Genomic DNA, 18,839 nt, shown 5'->3' with positions numbered 1-18,839 from the left:
CCAGGTCGGCCAGACCGGCAAGATCGTCGCGCCGCAGCTGTACATCGCGGTGGGCATCTCGGGAGCGATCCAGCACCTGGCCGGCATGAAGGATTCGAAGGTGATCGTCGCGATCAACAAGGATCCGGAGGCGCCGATCTTCAGCGTGGCCGATTACGGTCTCGTCGGCGATCTGTTCGCGCTGGTTCCGGAGGTGGTCGATGCCGTCTGACGCCGCGCCGCAGGCCGGCGGCATGGGAGGCTCGACACCGGCTCAGTCATACCTGTTCGTGCCGGGGAACAAGCCCGATCGGTTCGACAAGGCGCTCGCGAGCGGCGCCGACGCGGTCATCATCGATCTCGAGGATGCCGTCGAACCCGACGCGAAAACGGCCGCGCGCGACGCGATCGCCCGTTGGGTTTCGCCCGAGCATCCCGTGCTCGTGCGGATCAACGCGCGCCACACGCCGTGGTTCGAGGCCGACGCCGCGCTCGGCGCATCGAAGGGCGTGGCCGGCATCGTGCTGCCGAAGACTGAAGGCGCCGAAGACGTGTGCGCCGCGATCGCGCTCGCGCGCCGGCGCGTGCCCGTCTATCCGCTGATCGAAAGCGCGAATGGCGTGTGGAACGCGCTCGATATCGCGAAAGCGCCGTACGTCGAGCGGCTGATGTTCGGCACGCTCGATTTCATCGCGGACATGGGGATACCGGACGACGGCGTCGCGCTCAATCACTTCCGGTCGCAACTCGCGTTGATTTCACGGGTGGCCGGCATCGAATCGCCGGTCGATGGCGTGACGCCGGACATTCATGACGGGGCGCGGATCGCGCGCGATGCGTTCAACGGCAAGCAACTGGGATTCGGCGCGAAGCTGTGCATTCACCCGAAACAGATCGCGTTCGTGCACCAGTGTTTCCGGCCGAGCGAGGATGAGGTCCGGTGGGCGCAGCGCATTCTGGATGCGATGCGCGATTCCAGCGGCGGCGTGGTGACCGTCGACGGCAGGATGGTCGATCGCCCGGTGCTGTTGCGCGCCATGCGGATCGCAGCGCTGGCTGCGTCCGTCAGCCCGGGGGCGAGCGGGGCACCCGGCGCGTGATCCGGCGTGGTGTATTCGCGGGAATCGCTGGAGTACGGCGCCGTGACCGGCGGCGGGTTTTATCCCCCGAACCTATGGAGCGCAGCTTCGATGAGGGCGCGGGCCCTCGATCATCAATGTGGCCCCGTTTCCCGGGTGTCGGGGCGAACGGCATGATCCGGGAGCGCGGACAGCGTTGTCCGCGCCCGGTCAATTTCGACTATTCGACTGCCATGCCGGAAGTGCTGCACAATCACGACTCCGTCGACGGACTGCCGGAAACAAGCGATGAATGCCGCGCAGGCTGTTCGTGCCGGCGTGACTCGGCGCGGGACATCCGCCCGATACCCGGGTTCTCCCTGGAAGCGTGAGCCATTGCGCCGCGCTTTCTCAAGGATTCGCGGAATTTGCCGTTATCTCAGTTCGTCGTGAACCTTTTCCTCGTCGTGGCGAGGACGCGCTTTGACACCGGCGATGAGAGTCGATTTAGCAACCCTTTACTTTCTAGCAATCGGAACGCTGCTGTCCAGTTCCGCCATGACGTACTGGGAGCACACGTCTCATCCCAGGCGCGGCAAGGAACTGCGAATGCTTGCGGCCGGGTATGCGACGCTGGGAATCGGCTGCGCGACGGCCGCATTCCGGAACGAACTGCTGGGCGCCGCAGGCGCCGCCGTCAGCAATCTCGTGATTCTGAGCGGTTATCTGCTCGTCTTGCACGCGGTGGCAATGTTCAACGGCCGACGGTATGTCGCCGGCTCCATCGGGTTGCTTCTCTTGATGGGGATGACGTGGTTCGCAGCCGGCGCGCGCTGGCAGGCTGCGGTATGGCTTTATGCCAGCGCGTTCCCGATCGCGCTTGTTTCGGCCATGACGGCCTTCGAGCTGATGCGAAGTGATGGCATGCCAGCGGTTCAATCCCGGCGCGTCGCAGTGATCGTGACGAGCATCCACTCGGCGTTTTACGCCGCCAGGGCGTTCGTCCTGCCATGGCTGCCCCCGATCTTCGGAGGGCACGTCCTGTCGGCTGCCAGCGAAATCACCATGTACGAAGGGGTGCTCTATTCGGTGATTTTGCCGATGACGTTACTCCGGCTCACCAGGGAAGAAGTTCATGGGGAACTGCTGCAAGAGTCCCGTACCGATTATTTGACTCGGCTGGGCAATCGGAAGCTGTTTTTTGAAGAGGGCGAGAGGGTTATCGGCCACTGTGCGCTGCATCGGCGCCCCGTGACGCTCCTTGCGTTTGATCTCGACCACTTCAAGAGAATCAACGATCGCTACGGGCACAAGACCGGCGACGAGGTGTTGAAGTCATTCGCGGACACTGTTCGAGCCGCCGCGGATGCGGAGGCGATTCTCGCGCGCATCGGCGGGGAAGAATTTGCCGCGCTGCTGCCGGGGCACGATAGCCACAGCGCAAAACGGGTCGGCGATCGCGTTGCAGAACGGTTTGCAACGCTGTCGCATAACGCCGGCGGCGATCGCATTTGTGCGACCGTCAGTATTGGTCTTGCTGAATGCGGGCACGAGACAGCTTCGCTGACTGAACTGCTGTCGGCAGCGGACCTCGCGCTTTATCGAGCCAAGTCGCTGGGCGGTAATCGACTCGTTCATCATGCTGATGGGCGAGCTTGGGCACAAGAAGAAACACCACCCGTCCAGGAGAGGTGTTGATGTAGTCCAGTCAGACGGGAGTTGTTTGCGATAGCAGGATATTGCCTGCAACAGTGCGCGAGTGATCCTGTGTCGGCTACCGCATTCGACCGCAGATCGAAGTGAGCGCGCATGTGCCCGCTGCGAGCAGCAGGATTGGTGCAGAGGCCGCCAAATGCCGAATCGCTTCGAGACCGGGTCGTAGCGGGCCGAGAATAGCCACTAGCAAACACCAGCGACCGAGTCCGAATACTGCTTCCCACCACCGCCGCCTTTTTCACCACCGATCTCCGCCAACCCTCCCGAGCGCCACCGCCTTCCACGGCCCAACCTTCCCGCTACCCGCTAGAATTGCGGTTTTAGCCTGGAACACGTCCATGTCTTTTGCCTCGCTTGGCCTGATCGAGCCGTTGCTGCGTAATCTGCAGAACCTCAATTACCAGACACCTACGCCGGTGCAGGCCAAGGCGATACCTGCTGTCCTGGGTGGCAACGACGTCATGGCAGCAGCCCAGACCGGCACCGGCAAAACCGCCGGTTTCGCGCTGCCGCTGCTGCAACGGCTGGTGCAACACGGCCCGGCCGTATCCAGCAACCGCGCGCGCGTTCTCGTGCTGGTGCCCACGCGTGAACTGGCCGAACAAGTGCTGCAGAGCTTCGTCGAATACGGCCAGGGCCTCGACCTGCGATTCCTGGCCGCCTACGGCGGCGTGAGCATCAACCCGCAGATGATGAAACTGCGCAAAGGCGTGGACGTGCTCGTTGCCACACCGGGCCGTTTGCTCGACCTCAATCGCCAGAACGCCGTGCAGTTCGATCAAGTCCAGACGCTGGTGCTGGACGAAGCCGACCGCATGCTCGATCTGGGCTTCGCGCGCGAACTCAACGCCGTCTTTGCCGCGTTGCCCGCCCGGCGCCAGACGCTACTGTTCTCCGCGACGTTCACCGACGATATCCGCGCGATGGCGGCGAGCATTCTGCGCAGCCCGGTCAATATCAGCGTCAGCCCGCCCAATGCCACGGCCAGCAAGATCAAGCAGTGGGTGGTGCCGGTGGACAAAAGGAACAAGCCCGAGCTGTTCATGCACCTGGTGGCCGAGAACAACTGGGAACACGCGCTGGTGTTCGTCAAGACCCGCAACGGCGTCGACTATCTGGCGGCCATGCTGGATGAGGCGGGCTACGCGGTCGACACCATCCACGGCGACAAGCCGCAACCCGCGCGCCTGCGTGCGCTGGAGCGCTTCAAGACGGGCGAAGTACAGATGCTGGTCGCGACCGACGTGGCGGCGCGCGGACTGGATATCGACGACCTGCCGCTGGTGATCAACGTCGATCTGCCGATCGTCGCGCAGGACTACGTGCACCGTATCGGCCGTACCGGCCGCGCGGGCGCGAGCGGTGTGGCGGTGTCCCTCGTGTGTGCCGATGAGGCACCGCAGCTGGCCGCGATCGAAGCGCTGATCCGGCAGACGCTGAGCCGTGAAGAAGAGCCGGGTTTTGAAGCCGAGCACCGCGTGCCGGAAACCAGCGCGACGGGCCAGATCATCAAGAAACCCAAAAAGCCGAAGAAACCCAAAGTGCAGCAAGGCGCGCCGAGCGCCATGCCGGCGTCCGGCAAAAAGCCGCGGCCGCCGGGGGCGAAGGCAACCGCAAGCCTGCGGGCCAGCGCGCGGCCACTGCGGGGAAAGGCGCGAGCGTAGTCAGCGGTAGTCCGTTCAGCGTGCAGAAGCCGCGCGCCAAACCCGCCGGCAAGCCGGCTGCGGGTGCCCGCAAGCCGGCCGGCAAACCTGCCGGCGGCGCCGGTAAACGCCGACCGTGATGCCCGGGGCGCGTAACGCCCCGTCTTTCGCTCAGGAGGCCCGTTGCGAATGATGCACGCAGAGATCGAGGCATCGGGGCCGGCTGGCCCGCTGAGAGGCAGGCTGTCGTCTCCGGCTGGGAGCGATGCGCCGGTCGTGCCGGGCACACGGGATATCCAGGTTGCCGTCGAGGACGCGCAACGCTTGCCGCGTGCGAATCCACGAGCCGGACTCGCGCTCGTTGCTGATGCCAGCCACGTCCTCAAAATCGTTCGCACGCAGGCGCTGGATGAAAACCTGGCAGCGTATTCCGACCCGGAACGCCTGCTCGCGGATAGCGTGGTGGAGGCGAGTTCGGCATTCGTGCGGAAGTCGACGATCGGTTAGTGATAGCCTTGGCGGAACCGAATCGATTGCTCGCGGCGCAGCGTTGAGCGTTCGCACCTGAGACGAAGAGTGCTGCCCCGGGGCGGAAGTTGCCGCTCCATACGCAAGCGATGGGGGAATCATCGTGATCGAACTGCTCGAGCCTTTCTCAAGCCAAATGGCGAAAGACCTTCTCTCGGTCTTCCCGCACTGGAGCAGCCATATTTCCATTGTTGCCGATGCTGGAAAAAACTACTTCAATGTCCGGGTGCCGCCGCTTGCGGCATCGAAGGGCGGCCCCCTGGAGGTTTCCTCGTTGTACAACGACGAGGTGACGGTTTTCTACGCGACGACCCATCGGCATTTTTTCTCGGCACGGGGCAATGGCGTCGAGCCCGGCGGGGCAATCGAGTTCATTCAGAAGATTCTCGACGAACGACTCGTGGTGGTCTCATACATTTGCACCGGCGACTCGATTATCCGAGACGGTGTTTTCTCTAGCGCCGTGGTTCCGGCGGACGCAATCCCGCGTGCGAATTATGAGTATTACTATGCAACGTCGATGCGCGTGCGATCGTGGAGGGGCACGTTCGATACCGAATTCGCCGCCCCTTACCTCAAAGACAAGCCGCCGGCCGACAACGCTCGAAAGTAACCGAGAACAAGAATGTGATCCGAGACAATGGCCCGTCGCTGTGGTGCGGGCGGGTAATCCCGATTGACTTGGTGGAAACCCTGGTCTGCGGCTTGAGCGCACTTCCGCGGCGCCGGCTCGCATGTGGCAATCCTCGGGCCGGCAGGCGCCGGATTTCAATTTCGGCCGCGACTGCTCACCCCGCGTCGACCTGATCCGCGAAATTCGAACGACGCCAAAACGCGTATTGACTGAGTATCATCCCGGCATTTCACTGCGGCGAGCCGAGCGTTCGGACCAAGTCGCGGTCAACGCCGGCACAGACGAGGAACGGTATGGGAATGACAGTCGACGAGGCGTCCAGCGTGGGTGGGATGAAAAAGGCACGCCTGATCGCAGGCAAAGGCGGCCAGTCTAATGTGGTGAATCATGTGAACGTGCTCGAGACGGTCACCGAACATGAAGAAGACTGGGATATGCGTCATCATCTTTTTCTGACGACGTTGAGCTTTACCGGAAGCGATACGAACCGGCAGATCGCACTGATCAGACAATTGAGCCGCGGCGGTTGCGCGGCGCTTGTGTTTCAGGCCGGGCTGATCGAACCGTTGCAGCCGGCTGTACTGCGCATGGCGGACGAGCTCTCGCTACCGTTGTTCGAACTCCCGTTGAGCGTCGATTATGCGGAGATCCTTACGCCGCTCATCTGCGCCGTTCAGCGCGAGGACGGTTACGTCGCGCGAGAAGCGGGCGTGATTCAGCAACAGCTTCTGACCGAAATGCTGAATGGCGGCGGGTTGACCACGCTCGTGTCGTTGCTCGCGAGCGTTCTCCGGCGCTCCGTCGCCGTACTCGACGATCGCGGGGTACTTTATGCGGCGTCGGACGAATGGGGGGCGACCGATATCGCCGCCAACCTGCCGGCGTCCATCGCGCCGACCAAGACCGTCGTCAGGAGCGCCGCGTGGATGATCGCGCTGGGTCGCCGGCCCGATACGCCGATCGACGGCTATCTGATCGTGAACGTGCCGGACGGACTCGCGCCCAGCGCGCTGGAAGTCGCGACGATGGAACAGGCGGCGGCGCTTCTCACACTGGAACTGACGAAACAGCGGGTTGCCGACGAGGCCTACGCGGAGCCGTTCAGGGACTGGCTCGCGTATCTCGCCGTCGGCGACGTCGACCGGGCGAATGCGCTTGCGTTGGCGAAATCGCTCGATCTCGCGCCGTTGTGCGTGGCGATTTTGTTCGAGCCCGCACGGCCTTCGTGCGACGCATCGGCGACGCTTGAGGCGAAAGGCAGGGCGATCTGGCGGGCGATCTATGCAATCGAGCCGAAGCCGCTCGTTTTCGAGTGGGATGGGCGCCTGCTGTGGTTGCCGTCGATCCCGCATGGCGCGTCCGCCAGCGGCACGCGGGAGGCGATCGGCATCCGGCTGCGCCAGATATGGGATCGTCTGACGGATACCGGCCACGGGGCCTGGCGGATCGCGTGTGGCGCGCCGGTTGAGTCCGCTGCGCACCTGTATCGAAGCGTGCAGGATGCCCTGGCCGTACTGGCGCTCGAGGCTCCAGCGCTGGCCGACGGCCCGGTCGCGTACGACGATGTCGCTCTCGACGTGCTGTTCCGGCAGATCGGATCCCAGCCGGTCGCACGGCGCTGGGCCGACAGCGTGGTTGGCGCGCTCGCGAGTCACGACCGGGTGCAGAAGAGCGAGCTCGTACTCACGCTGGAAGCATTCTTCGATGCCGGCCAGTCGCATAAATTGGCGGCGCATCGCCTCGGCATTCACCCGAAGACGCTCAAATACCGGCTGGACAAAATCGAGCAGATCCTCGGTTGCGTGCCCATTCGGGACGGCGCCCAGTTCGCGTTGCATTTTGCCCTGAAGCTCTCTCGCAACGCCGACTGACGCGATTTCGCTCCGCACGGCAGCCCCGTTATCCCGCCGGGATAAGCGATGCGCGCCCCGTTGCGCATCTTGTCTAGTGACCGTCCGAATTTGTCGCCTGATTCTCGATACCACGCTGCCGGATGCGATTCGCACCCGGCGCGGCGATCCAACCCGAGAACCGAAGAGGCATACAAGAAATGGAACGACGGACAAACAAGCCAGGCGGCAGCCGGCCGGGCGCTGCGGCAGGAGGCGTGCATGCGGCAGCTCAATGAAGACGCGGTCAGAAACATCGCATTGGGGGCGGCCGTGCTTGGCACGGGCGGCGGAGGCGATACGTCGATTGGCCTGTATATCGCCCTGGAGGAAATTCGCCGAAGCGGCCCGATCGAATTGCTGGACGTGAACGAGGTGCCGCCCGATGCACTGATCCTGCCGACATCGGCGATGGGCGCGCCCGCGGTCTCGATCGAAAAACTGCCGTCGGGGCGGGAACTGGATGTCGTATTCGACGATATGCAGACCGCGCTCGGCAAGCGGGCGTTCGCGACGATGCCCGCCGAGATAGGCGGCGGCAATTCGCTGGTGCCGCTCATTCTGGCCGCGAGGCGCCGGCTGCCGGTCGTCGACGCGGATGCGATGGGGCGCGCCTTTCCGGAATACCAGATGGTGTCGTTTCATCTGCACGGTCTGGCGGCTCGCATCGCCACGTTTGCGGACGAGCGCGGCAATCGTGCGACCGTGTACCCGAGCGACGGCGAATGGGGGGAGCGCCTTTGCCGTCCGCTGGTGGATGCGATGGGCGCGAATGCGACCGTTTGCGATTTTCCGCTGACCGGCGACGAAGTGCGCCGGTGCGCGATACCGGGCACGATAACGCTTGCGGAGGAGATCGGCCGGCTGATTTCGCGTGCGGGCGACCGTCAGACCGGCAGCGTCCTGACCGATCTGGCCGGGGCGCTGAAAGGCTACCTGCTGATCGAAGGAAAGATCGTCGACCTGAAGCGACGCACGACGGGCGGATTCACGCGTGGGTCGATGGTGATCGAAGGCATCGAGAAGGACGGCGGACGCCGTGTGACCGTGAATTTCCAGAATGAATTTCTGGTCGCGCATGATGCGAACGGTGTTCTGGCGACCACGCCCGATCTGATCACGCTTGTCGATCACGAGACCGGGCACGCGATCCCGACCGAAACGCTGGCGTACGGCATGCGTGTCGCGCTGCTCGCTTGCCCGTGCCACGACCAGTGGCGCACCGAGCAGGGAATCCGGACGACCGGTCCTCGCTATTTCGGCTATGAGGTCGACTATGAACCGGTCGAATCGATCGCAAGGAGACTCGCATGACCGTCTATCGAATCGGAATCGACGTAGGCGGAACGAATACGGACGCCGCCATCCTGAACGAGAACCTGACCTGCATCGCGACGGCGAAGGTGCCGACGACCGTCGACGTGTTCGGTGGGGTTCGTACCGCCATTGAGCAGTTGTTGTCGGAAACCGGCATCTCGCGTGACGAGATCGGCCTGGCGATGCTCGGCACCACGCATTGCACCAATGCGATCGTCGAACGCAAACGACTGCAGCGAGTCGGCCTGCTCAGGCTGGCCGGTCCGGCATCCGCGTCCGTGCCGCCGCTCGCAAACTGGCCTCGCGATCTCGCGGCGGCTGTCGGTCTGAAATGGCGCATCGTGGGCGGCGGCTATGAATATGATGGCCGCCTTCTCAGCCGGCTCGTCGAAAGCGAGATTCGCGGAACCGTTCGTCAATGGCGCGGCAGCGTCGACGCGATTGCGGTGTGCGGCGTGTTTTCCAACATCAATCCAGAGCAGGAATGCCTGGTCGAGGAGTGGGTGCGCGACGAGCTCGGCGCAATCCCTGTCACGCTCTCGCACCGGATCGGCTCGGTGGGGTTTCTGCCTCGCGAGAACGCATCGATCCTGAATGCAGCGCTGGGCGATGTGATCGAAGACGTCATTGCCGGCTTCGGCAACGCCCTCAAGGCGACGCGGCTCGGCCATGCGCGCGCGATGATCGGACAGAATGATGGCACGCTGATGCCGACCGATGTCGCCCGCGCGTTCCCGGTGCTCACGATCGGGTGCGGCCCGACCAATTCGCTGAAGGGGGCGGCGTTTCTGTCGGGTCGCAAGGACGCAATCGTCATCGATATCGGCGGCACCACGGCCGACATCGGAATGTTGATGAAGGGGTTCCCGCGCCAGTCGGCGCTCGCGGTCGATATCGGCGGCGTGCGCACGAACTTTCGGATGCCCGACATCATCTCCCTGGGGATCGGCGGCGGCACCGTCATCGCGCGCGGCCCGGACGGCAGGCCGGCGATCGGCCCGCAGAGCGTCGGCTATCACCTGACCAGCGAAGCGATGGTGTTCGGCGGATCGACGCTGACGCTGACCGATGTCGCATCGGTTCTCGGTACGGGGCTTTGCATCGGCAATCGCGTGCCCGATGTGCCCGCCGGCTTCTGCCGCACGGTTTTCGATACGGTGCTTCGACAGTTGGCCGGCGGTGTCGAGCGGATCAGGACCAGCGGGGCGCCGCTGCCTGTCATTCTGGTCGGCGGCGGTAGCGCGTTGTTTCCCGACCGCATCGACGGGGCCGACGAAGTCATCCGGCCGGCCAACTTCGGCGCGGCCAACGCAATCGGTGTGGCGATCGGCGACGTCAGCGGCGAGGTGGACCGCATCGTGACGATGCGTGACGATTGCCGCGACGAGACGCTGGCGTCCTTGCGCGACGAGGCGATCCGGTCGGCCGTTCACGCGGGTGCCGACCCTGCCACGGTCGAGATCCTCGAGCAGGAAGACGTACCGCTTTCCTATCTCCCCGGCAATGCAACGCGAATCCGGTTCAAGGTGGCCGGCCGTCTCGTGTCGCACGCGAACCTTTCACATCGTCAATAGGTGCATGACAGCCATGCTTACTCAATCCAGTCTGAAAGCGATTTGCGCGGCGGTCTCGTGTGCGATCACGGCGGCGATCTGCTGCACGGCGACGCATGCCGACGAGGCCAAGGTGCTTCATGTCTACAATTTTTCGGAGAACATCGCCCCGGGCACCATCGAGAAGTTCGAGAAGGAAACAGGCATCAAGGTGACGTACGACGTCTACGACACCGACGACACGCTGATGACCAAGTTGCTTGCAGGTAGATCGGACTACGATATCGTCGTGCCGAGCAACAACTATTTCGCGAAGGAAAAGGAGGCGGGCCTGTTCGCGCGGCTGGATTCGTCGAAGTTGCCGAATCTGAAAAATCTCGATCCGCAGATTGTCAACCTGATCAAGATCAACGATCCGAAGGGTGAATACGGCGTTCCGTACGTGTGGGGCATCACGGGGCTTGCCTATAACCTGACCGAGGTCAAGAAACGCGCCGGCGCGGACGCTCCGCTGAATAGTTGGGACATGATCTTCGACCCGAAGTGGGCCGGCAAGCTGAAGTCGTGCGGAATCTCGCTGCAGGACAACGGCGGCGAGACCTTTCAGGACGCGTTGTTCGGGGCGAAGCTCAATCCCGACACGCAGGATCCGAAGGACTTCAAGACAGCGCTGGATAAACTCAAGGCCATTCGTCCGTACGTTACCCAGTTCAGTTCGTCCAGCTATATCGCGGACATCGCGGGTGGAGACGTTTGCGCCGCCGTGGCGTACTCCGGCGACGCGCAAACCGCGAAGCTCCAGGCGAAAGCGGCCGGACGGAAGTTCGATCTGACCTTCGTCATCCCGAAGGAGGGCGCGCCGCTTTGGGTCGACATGTTCGCCATTCCGGCAGGGTCGCCGCACAAGGACAATGCGATGAAGTTCATCGATTTCATGCTGCGCGCGGATGTCTCCGCCACGCAAACCAATGAGCTCAAGTATCCGACCTCGGTCAGCGCTGCCCGTCCGCTGATCGATCCGAAGATCATGAACGATCCGGCCATCTTCCCGCCGCCCGAGGACATGAAGCGGGTGACGCTCGAGAAGCCGCTGCCGATCGCCCTGATGCGCCAGATCAATCGCGATTACCTGGAACTGAAAGCCGGACGATAAACAGGCGCGACACCAGGGTAACGGTGTCGCAATCGGCGAATAACAGGTCAATTAATCTGCATAACGAAATAAATAAAGTGATGAGGAGACGCGGAATGAACAAGCGGATTGGAGCGTTGCTGATAGCCTGCGTGCCGGCGGTTTCCCACGCGGATACGGTCGTCGACGACTTGAAGGCCCAGTTGCAGGTGTTGCAAGGAAAGGTCGATAGCCTGGAGCGTGCCGCAAAGGGTGCGGCGGTGAAATCGCGGGATGCGAATCCGGGTGTGTCGGAGGAAGAGTTCGCTGACCTCAAGCAGCAAGTCGCCAGGCAGAATCTGCAGGTCGAGACGCTGAGCACGGCGGCGAGCGACGGGCCGATCGCCGGCCTGTCGATCAGCGGTTATCTTGACCCGATGTATCTGTACAACCGGAATGCGCGCAGCGGCGGCGTCTCGTTTCTCGATCACAACAGCGGGTACACGTATTACGGCGGCAACATGGGTGACGTGTACCTCGACATCAAGAAGACGTTCGGCGTCGGGCCCACCGCGCCTTCGGCCGAAATTCAGATTCAGCCGAATCGCGGTGCCGGCAATACGACGCTCGACGGTGCCAAGGGAAACAATATCTTCAATACGGCTTTCGTGACGATCCCGCGCGACGACACGAACCAGTTTCTGTTCGGCCTCATGCCCAGCGTCGCGGGATACGAATCACAACAATCCAACCTGTTGCCGACGCTGACGCATAACCTCCTGTACGACTTCAGCATTCCCGGCTATTTCGCCGGCGCCGGATACAACGGGTCCAAGGGCGACTATAGCTGGAAAGTGATCGTAGGCAATGCGCAGAACCTGACGCACGCGCCGACCGCGTCCGATTCGAGCGGACGCCTGCATACGAGCCTCACGCCGATGATCAACTGGCGGATCGATCGCAGCAGAGGGGCATGGGACGTGGGCTGGGCGGGTGCGGTGGGCCGGCAGGCGATCTATTCGGGCAATGCGAGCGGGGATTGCGCGTCGGGGGGCTTCGGCTACAACTGTACGAGCTCATCGCCATTCTCGACCTACATGTTCATGGACATCGACGCGACCTATGCGGTTGCGGATACCACGTTCAATGCGGAGGTCGACATCGGCAAGCAGAAGCACGCGGCATGGAACGGGCAGGATGCAACATGGTGGGGGCTTTCGATGCTGTACACGCGCAAATGGCACCTGCCGACGATCGGGCTGATGGGCGTCGCGCTGCGTTGGGATTATCTGAACAACAGCCGCAACGGCGGCGGCGGCGGGAATACCTATGTCGGCGGCAGCGCGCTGGCGGGCTCCGCCTCTGCCGGAACCGACGGTCTGAACGGTTTCGGCATCGATCCGTCTTGTCTGGCCGCGTCCGGCGACAACGGACTCGAATGCCGTGGGGCCAATCGGCAGGATGTCGCATTCGACCTGATGTTCTATCCGGCCGTGAATTACACGATCAAGGTCGAATACCGGCATGACTGGGCAAACAAGAACGTGTTTCAGCGTGCGGACGGTTCATGGCGAAAAAGCAATGACGTGATCGGCACGACACTGGTCTATACGTTCTGACCTTGGACGTCGCGCATGACACGCATGCCGGCGGAATCCGATTTCATTTTCAGATGAGCGAGCAATCCATGAATCTCACCGATGCCGCACCGCTTGTTCAGCGGCAAACCACCATCGGCAACCCGGCACGAAGCGGTGCCGGATTCGTCCACATCGAGAAGCTGGTCAAGCAATTCGGCGACGCGGTTGCCGTGCGGGAAGTTGATCTTAGCGTCGGAAAAGGGGAGCTGTTCGCGCTGCTGGGCAGCTCTGGATGCGGAAAGTCGACGTTGTTGCGCATGCTGGCCGGCTTCGAGGCACCGACTTCGGGCCGTATCCTCGTCGACGGCACCGACATTACCGAATGTCCGCCGTACCGGCGACCGGTCAACATGATGTTTCAGTCGTATGCGCTGTTTCCGCATCTGAGTGTCGCGCAGAACGTCGCATTCGGTCTGAAATGGGAAAAACTGACGCGGCAAGCGCGTAAGGAGCGCGTCATGCAGATGCTCGAACTGGTACAGATGGCCTCGTTCGCCAACCGGCGGCCCGATCAGCTTTCCGGCGGTCAGCAACAGCGCGTCGCGCTTGCGCGCTCGCTCGCGAAGCAACCGAAGCTTCTGCTCCTCGACGAGCCGATGTCGGCGCTGGATCGGCAGATTCGCCAGCAGACGCAACTGGAACTCGTGAAGATCATCGAGAAGGTCGGGGTAACCTGCATCATGGTGACTCATGATCAGGAAGAGGCCATGGCCATGGCCGACCGCCTCGCGATCATGAGCGCAGGGAACATCATCCAGACGGGAACGCCTCGCGACGTCTACGAATATCCGAACTGCCGGTTCACGGCGAGTTTCATCGGCACGACCAATATCCTCGAGGGGACCGTGCAGGAAAGCAGCCCGGATCATGCGGTGATCCGCTGCGAGCAACTCGAATCGGAGATATACGTCGGGCACGGCATCACGGGATCGACCGGCATGGCAGTTGCCGTTTCGATCCGGCCGACCCGGATCAGGGTCTCGCGTCGCCGGACTGCCGGCGCACGCAATTGCGCTGTCGGTACGCTCGTCGATACGGTCTACATGGGCGACTATTCGAGCTTTCATGTCGCGCTTCCGGGCGGCAGGACGCTGCTGTCGCATATGTCGGTCGCCGATGGGACGAGCGAACCCCCGCCCGTTCCAGGAGAAGAAGTCTCCGTCTGCTGGAACGCCGACGACGTGATGGTGCTGACGGCATGAACACTTCCCGCATTCAATTGACGCCGCGCCGGTTGCCGGCTGTGCTGCGACACAAGTCGGCATGGTTCGGATCGCTTGTGCCGAGCCGGCGCAGTCTCGCGATCGCTGTCCCGTCGGTCTGGCTCGCGCTGGTGCTCGCCATTCCATTTCTGCTGGTCCTCAAGATCAGTTTTTCAGACGTCGCACTGCGAAGCCCACCCTACACGGACACGATCGTCGTGTCGGATTCGCTGATCCGGATCGTACTGAGCCTGCAGCATTACGCAAACGTGGTGACCGACAGTCTCTACGTGTCGACCTACCTGAGTTCGCTGAAGATCGCGGCGATCTCGACCGTGCTGTGTCTCGTGATCGGGTTCCCGTTCGCGTATTGCATCTCGCGGGCGTCGCCGGCGCGCAGGAATTTTCTCCTGCTCGGCGTGATGTTGCCGTTCTGGACGTCGTTTCTGCTGCGGGTCTATGCGTGGGTCGGCATCCTCAAGGATGACGGCATACTCAACCGCGCGCTGATGGCGGCCGGTCTGATCGCGTCGCCGCTGCGGCTCTATCACACCGATATCGGCGTCTACATCGGGATGGTGTACTCGTATCTGCCGTTCATGGTCATGCCGTTGTGCGCGCACCTGATGAAGATGGACATGCGCCTGATCGAGGCGGCCTACGATCTCGGCGCGGGGCCGGTGGAGGCGTTCTTTCGCGTGACCATCCCGCTCGCGAGAAGCGGCATTATCGCCGGCAGCCTGCTGGTGTTCATTCCGTCGGTCGGCGAATACGTGATCCCCGAATTGCTCGGCGGGTCCGACACGTTGATGATCGGGCGACTGATGTGGGATGAATTTTTCAACAATATGGACTGGCCCGCGGCGGCGGCCATCACCATTGCGATGATGGCGTTGCTGCTTGTGCCGATCGCGGTATTTCAGCATTTCCAGAATCGCGAGCGCGGAGGTGAGGCGTGAGGAACTTGACTGGCAAGGCAAGCGTATTCGTGCTCGTTCTCGGATTCGCATTCCTGTACTTTCCGATCGCGAGCGTGATCGCATACTCGTTCAACGATTCGAAGCTTGCAAGCGTGTGGTCCCATGCGTCGTTGAGGTGGTATGCCGCGCTGATGCGCGACGACGAGCTTTTGCGTGCCGCGTGGCTTTCGCTGAAGATTGCGTTCGTCACCGCGTGCTTGTCGGCCATGATCGGCACATGGGCCGGTTTCATCCTTGCGCGCTTCAACCGCTTTCGCGGCAGGCCTGCGTTTTCGCTGCTGATCAATGCCCCGCTCGTCATCCCTGAAGTGGTGCTCGGCATCGCACTGCTGCTGCTGTTCGTTGCACTCGAGCAATGTCTGGGCTGGCCGTCGGGACGTGGCTGGATGACGATGGCGATCGGGCACACGGTACTGTGCGTATCGTACGTCGCGGTCATCGTTCAGTCGCGCGTGAAGGAGCTGAATGTCGCAATCGAGGAGGCTGCGCTCGATCTGGGCGCCGGCCCGATCGCCGCGTTCTTTCATGTGACGCTGCCGGCAATCTTTCAGGCGATCGTGTCCGGGTGGCTGTTGTCGTTCACGATTTCGCTCGACGACCTCGTCCTGTCGGCGTTTCTCTCCGGGCCGGGTTCCACCACGTTGCCGCTGGTGGTGTTTTCCCGGGTACGACTGGGGATGAATCCGGAGATGAACGCGTTGGCCACGGTGATGATCGGGGGCGTATCGCTGATCGTGCTGGCGGCGAGCGGCCTCAAACGCAGGCAGGTTCGGTTTGCGCGATAAAGCCGGGCGCGGTCGATCCCGAAAGCCGATCGTCGCCTTCGCTTCGCGCACGGAAGCCCGCCGCTGTTTGCAGCGGTTTCGGTGTGGCGGTCATGGTATGGACGACGCCTGGATGCGGATACGCGGCTCGCAACTGGCGTCGTCTGCAAACTATGCCGGCGCCGGGTGCGATGACCGCCTCGCCCGATTCAACAGGGGCACACCTTAAAACAGGAGCGGATCACGGGCGTGCCGTCCGGGAAATTCCTACTAGTTGTCTAGGGCGGTCCCCTTCATCATGTTTCTTATTGTGGAATGTAGTTCCAAAATATGGAACCAATGATGAGCTCTCTCGAAAACACCAGCGCGATTTTCCAGCTCCTGACTCGTCTGCGACGTGCCGTGACGGTCAGTGACGTCGTTCAGCACCTCGACATGCCGAAAAGCTCGGCGTCGCGCGTCCTGAAGCAAATGGCGGAGCAAAGGCTTCTCGAACGCGATCCCACGACGCTCGCTTACGGTCCGGCTCTCATGCTGCTCGAACTCGCGCATATGGTGCGGGCGTCGACGCCATTACTCAGCATGATGGACAAGGCGCTGAGCGGATTGTGCGAGCAGACCGGGCATACCGGGTACATCTCGGTTCTAGATGAGCAGGAAGTCGTCGTGCTTCGCGTTCATCCGGGCATTCATCCTTTGCGTTTCGTCACGTTTCCCGGGCAACGGGGGCCCGCGTGGGCCGGTTCGACCGGCCGCGCGCTGCTGGCGCGCGAGACCGACGAATTCATCGAGCGCCGGTTCGCCGCCGGATTGCCGCCGGCTGCGCCGGCGGCGCCGGATACGGTCGTCGAACTCTTGCGGCGGGTCGCGGAAACGCGTCGCACGGGCTTTTCGGTCGCCCTCGACGAATCGTTGTCCGGGATCGGCGCGGTGGGATGCGCGGTCGGCGATCCTTCCAGCGGCGAATCGCTGGCATTCAGCCTGACGTTTCCGCTCACGATGAGCACGCCATCCGAGATCGAACGCCTCGCCGCGATGACGCGGGAGCAGGCATCCCAGCTGGGCCGCACTGTCGGAGATCCGTTCTGGTCGTCAGGATCGGATCCGGTTGCTTAGACGGGGCCGGTTCGCCCCCCATGAGGGCACCGACGACATGTGCCGATTCCACGACATGGACGTCTGTCTTCGCGTCGTCGATCCGCACGGCGGGCTCGAACGAATCCGGCAGCGAGGTTCGCTTGATCGAGGCACAAATGGGTAACCGGATGCTTGCTACGCTGACGATCGGCCAGGCGCCGCGGAAAAACATCGCGTCGGTCGTCGAGGCGGCCATGCCACACGGCGTGAAGTGCGTCCATGCAGGACTCCTGGACGGGCTGACGAGAAATGAAATGGAGGTGCGCTTCGCACCGCGCGGGAACGGCCGGAAACTGGTTACGCGCGTTGCTTCCGGAGCGACCGTGGTCCTCGACAAGGAGGCGGTCGGCAACGCGCTGCAGGAAAAGATCGTGCGGCTCGAAGCGCAAGGATGCGAGTCAATCCTGTTGCTGTGCACGGGCGAATTCGATGGGCTCTCGTGCAAGCGGGCGCGCCTGTTCGAACCCGACAAGATGGTTCCGGCAATCATCGGCGCGCTGGCGCGATCCGAAAAAGTCGGGGTCGTTATGCCGCTTCGGGAGCAGATCGAAACAGAAGTGGCGAAGTGGCGGATTTTGTCGACACCGGCCTTGTACGCAGCAGCATCGCCTTATTCCGACGACATCGGAGAATTGTCAGTCGCCGCGCGCACGTTACGTGAACGCGGCGCGCAGATTCTCGTGCTTGACTGCATGGGATACGAACAGCGTCATCGTGCGCGTGCAGCGCGAGAGGCAGGATGCCCGGTGATTCTATCGAATACGCTGGTGGCCAAATGCGTCGCCGAAATGTTGTGAGCAGGATCGTCGTTCGTGCATTTCCAGGAACGACGTTCGAATAGAGGAAAACTATATTGAAACATCTTCTGTTAATGAGCAGTTCGCGCATGGGCGCGCACGGATATCTCGCGCACGCACGCGAGCAGATTGACCTGCTGCTGAATGGGCGAGCCAAGCGCGTTCTGTTTGTGCCTTACGCAGGTGGCATTACGTCGACCTACGATGAATATGAACAAATGGTACGGCCCGTTTTCGAACAATGGGGCTTCGAACTCGAGTCGATTCACCGGAAGGACCCGCTTCAGGCAGTTTCCGGGGCTGAGGCAATCGCGATCGGCGGGGGTAACACGTTCGCGCTGCTCAAGCGTCTGTATGACGAACGCATCGTCGACGCCATCCGGGAGCGTGTGAACGACGGCATGCCGTACATCGGCTGGAGTGCCGGATGCAATGTCGCTTGTCCAACGATCCGCACGACCAACGATATGCCGATTGTTCAGCCGCCGACCTTGCGTGCGCTCGGATTGATCCATTTTCAGATCAATCCGCATTTCATCAGCGGGAAGGTCGCGGGGCACAACGGCGAAAGCCGGGAAGAGCGAATCGTCGAGTTTCTCGCGATCAATCCCCGGGAGCACGTCGTTGCATTGCCCGAAGGGACCGCGCTGCTCGTCGACGGTGCCGCGGGTATGGTGCTGGGCGATCGGGACGCGCTGCATTTCATCGATCCGCGAAGAGTCGCCGTCCTGCCGCCGAATGAGATATTCAATCTCGGTTACATCAAGGGGCCGGTGATCGACGGAAGCTGGCCGATCTCGAAGGGATGATTGTCGTGTCGGTCATCGGAAAAAACGAGAAGCAATTCTCTCTCCTGCCGATGATCGATGGAGTGTAGAGACAAAGTTTTAG

16 protein-coding genes and 1 pseudogene are annotated in these 18,839 nt (G+C 62.4%); all 17 read left to right on the top strand.

The features are described 5' to 3' along the window. On the top strand, positions 1-211 hold a 211-nt coding region (locus J7024_RS23270), incomplete at its 5' end, for an electron transfer flavoprotein subunit alpha/FixB family protein (protein ID WP_234745537.1). Then, complete coding sequence (locus J7024_RS23265) at positions 201-1,079, top strand: HpcH/HpaI aldolase/citrate lyase family protein (RefSeq protein WP_124897137.1); 879 nt, start codon at positions 201-203, stop codon at positions 1,077-1,079. The genes J7024_RS23270 and J7024_RS23265, both read left to right, overlap by 11 nt. A 453-nt stretch (positions 1,080-1,532) precedes the next feature. Further along, positions 1,533-2,735 (top strand): GGDEF domain-containing protein, encoded by a 1,203-nt coding sequence (locus J7024_RS23260; RefSeq protein WP_175761185.1) that lies wholly within the window; start codon positions 1,533-1,535, stop codon positions 2,733-2,735. 356 nt (positions 2,736-3,091) lie between these two features. Further along, positions 3,092-4,536: pseudogene (locus J7024_RS23255) on the top strand (DEAD/DEAH box helicase). Between the two features lie 49 nt (positions 4,537-4,585). Next, positions 4,586-4,903, top strand: coding sequence for a hypothetical protein (locus J7024_RS23250; RefSeq protein ID WP_124897139.1), 318 nt, complete (start codon positions 4,586-4,588; stop codon positions 4,901-4,903). 124 nt (positions 4,904-5,027) lie between these two features. Continuing rightward, complete coding sequence (locus tag J7024_RS23245) at positions 5,028-5,537, top strand: hypothetical protein (RefSeq protein ID WP_124897140.1); 510 nt, start codon at positions 5,028-5,030, stop codon at positions 5,535-5,537. 320 nt (positions 5,538-5,857) lie between these two features. Continuing rightward, on the top strand, positions 5,858-7,429 hold the full coding sequence (locus tag J7024_RS23240; RefSeq protein ID WP_175750879.1) for a PucR family transcriptional regulator: 1,572 nt from the start codon (positions 5,858-5,860) through the stop codon (positions 7,427-7,429). 48 nt (positions 7,430-7,477) lie between these two features. Then, positions 7,478-8,761, top strand: coding sequence for a DUF917 domain-containing protein (locus tag J7024_RS23235; RefSeq protein WP_208446990.1), 1,284 nt, complete (start codon positions 7,478-7,480; stop codon positions 8,759-8,761). Further along, positions 8,758-10,338 carry a hydantoinase/oxoprolinase N-terminal domain-containing protein gene (locus tag J7024_RS23230; RefSeq protein WP_124897142.1) on the top strand — a complete coding sequence of 527 codons (1,581 nt, stop codon included), beginning with the start codon at positions 8,758-8,760 and terminating at the stop codon, positions 10,336-10,338. Before J7024_RS23235 ends, J7024_RS23230 begins: the two co-directional genes overlap by 4 nt. Positions 10,339-10,342: 4 nt before the next feature. After that, positions 10,343-11,470, top strand: a complete 1,128-nt coding sequence (locus J7024_RS23225) for an extracellular solute-binding protein (RefSeq protein ID WP_234745536.1) — start codon at positions 10,343-10,345, stop codon at positions 11,468-11,470. Between the two features lie 95 nt (positions 11,471-11,565). After that, positions 11,566-13,047, top strand: a complete 1,482-nt coding sequence (locus J7024_RS23220; RefSeq protein ID WP_124897318.1) for a DUF3138 family protein — start codon at positions 11,566-11,568, stop codon at positions 13,045-13,047. Between the two features lie 53 nt (positions 13,048-13,100). Then, positions 13,101-14,270, top strand: a complete 1,170-nt coding sequence (locus J7024_RS23215; RefSeq protein ID WP_390680729.1) for an ABC transporter ATP-binding protein — start codon at positions 13,101-13,103, stop codon at positions 14,268-14,270. Then, the gene (locus J7024_RS23210) at positions 14,267-15,229 is read left to right on the top strand and encodes an ABC transporter permease subunit (RefSeq protein ID WP_124897145.1); all 963 of its coding nucleotides are present in this window, start codon (positions 14,267-14,269) and stop codon (positions 15,227-15,229) included. Before J7024_RS23215 ends, J7024_RS23210 begins: the two co-directional genes overlap by 4 nt. Then, complete coding sequence (locus J7024_RS23205) at positions 15,226-16,035, top strand: ABC transporter permease subunit (protein WP_124897146.1); 810 nt, start codon at positions 15,226-15,228, stop codon at positions 16,033-16,035. The genes J7024_RS23210 and J7024_RS23205 overlap by 4 nt, the downstream gene beginning before the upstream one ends. 321 nt (positions 16,036-16,356) lie before the next feature. Continuing rightward, positions 16,357-17,130, top strand: coding sequence for an IclR family transcriptional regulator (locus tag J7024_RS23200; protein ID WP_175750882.1), 774 nt, complete (start codon positions 16,357-16,359; stop codon positions 17,128-17,130). 20 nt (positions 17,131-17,150) lie between these two features. Continuing rightward, positions 17,151-17,948: an AroM family protein gene (locus J7024_RS23195; RefSeq protein WP_234745535.1), complete on the top strand. Its 798-nt coding sequence runs from the start codon at positions 17,151-17,153 to the stop codon at positions 17,946-17,948. A gap of 53 nt (positions 17,949-18,001) precedes the next feature. Then, on the top strand, positions 18,002-18,757 hold the full coding sequence (gene pepE, locus J7024_RS23190) for a dipeptidase PepE (RefSeq protein WP_124897150.1): 756 nt from the start codon (positions 18,002-18,004) through the stop codon (positions 18,755-18,757). Positions 18,758-18,839: the final 82 nt, after the last annotated feature.

Origin of the sequence: Burkholderia sp. WTPI3 (assembly GCF_021483755.1) — a bacterium.
Classification (GTDB): domain Bacteria; phylum Pseudomonadota; class Gammaproteobacteria; order Burkholderiales; family Burkholderiaceae; genus Burkholderia.
This window is presented reverse-complemented; position numbering and strand designations above follow the sequence as displayed.

What these genes read in the sequence shown, in the direction of transcription:
- J7024_RS23265 (WP_124897137.1), top strand. Translation starts at nt 201, where the DNA reads ATGCCGTCTGACGCCGCGCCGCAGGCCGGCGGCATGGGAGGCTCGACA.
- J7024_RS23260 (WP_175761185.1), top strand. Translation starts at nt 1,533, where the DNA reads ATGAGAGTCGATTTAGCAACCCTTTACTTTCTAGCAATCGGAACGCTG.
- J7024_RS23250 (WP_124897139.1), top strand. Translation starts at nt 4,586, where the DNA reads ATGATGCACGCAGAGATCGAGGCATCGGGGCCGGCTGGCCCGCTGAGA.
- J7024_RS23240 (WP_175750879.1), top strand. Translation starts at nt 5,858, where the DNA reads ATGACAGTCGACGAGGCGTCCAGCGTGGGTGGGATGAAAAAGGCACGC.
- J7024_RS23235 (WP_208446990.1), top strand. Translation starts at nt 7,478, where the DNA reads ATGCGCGCCCCGTTGCGCATCTTGTCTAGTGACCGTCCGAATTTGTCG.
- J7024_RS23230 (WP_124897142.1), top strand. Translation starts at nt 8,758, where the DNA reads ATGACCGTCTATCGAATCGGAATCGACGTAGGCGGAACGAATACGGAC.
- J7024_RS23225 (WP_234745536.1), top strand. Translation starts at nt 10,343, where the DNA reads ATGACAGCCATGCTTACTCAATCCAGTCTGAAAGCGATTTGCGCGGCG.
- J7024_RS23220 (WP_124897318.1), top strand. Translation starts at nt 11,566, where the DNA reads ATGAACAAGCGGATTGGAGCGTTGCTGATAGCCTGCGTGCCGGCGGTT.
- J7024_RS23215 (WP_390680729.1), top strand. Translation starts at nt 13,101, where the DNA reads ATGAGCGAGCAATCCATGAATCTCACCGATGCCGCACCGCTTGTTCAG.
- J7024_RS23210 (WP_124897145.1), top strand. Translation starts at nt 14,267, where the DNA reads ATGAACACTTCCCGCATTCAATTGACGCCGCGCCGGTTGCCGGCTGTG.
- J7024_RS23200 (WP_175750882.1), top strand. Translation starts at nt 16,357, where the DNA reads ATGAGCTCTCTCGAAAACACCAGCGCGATTTTCCAGCTCCTGACTCGT.
- J7024_RS23195 (WP_234745535.1), top strand. Translation starts at nt 17,151, where the DNA reads ATGAGGGCACCGACGACATGTGCCGATTCCACGACATGGACGTCTGTC.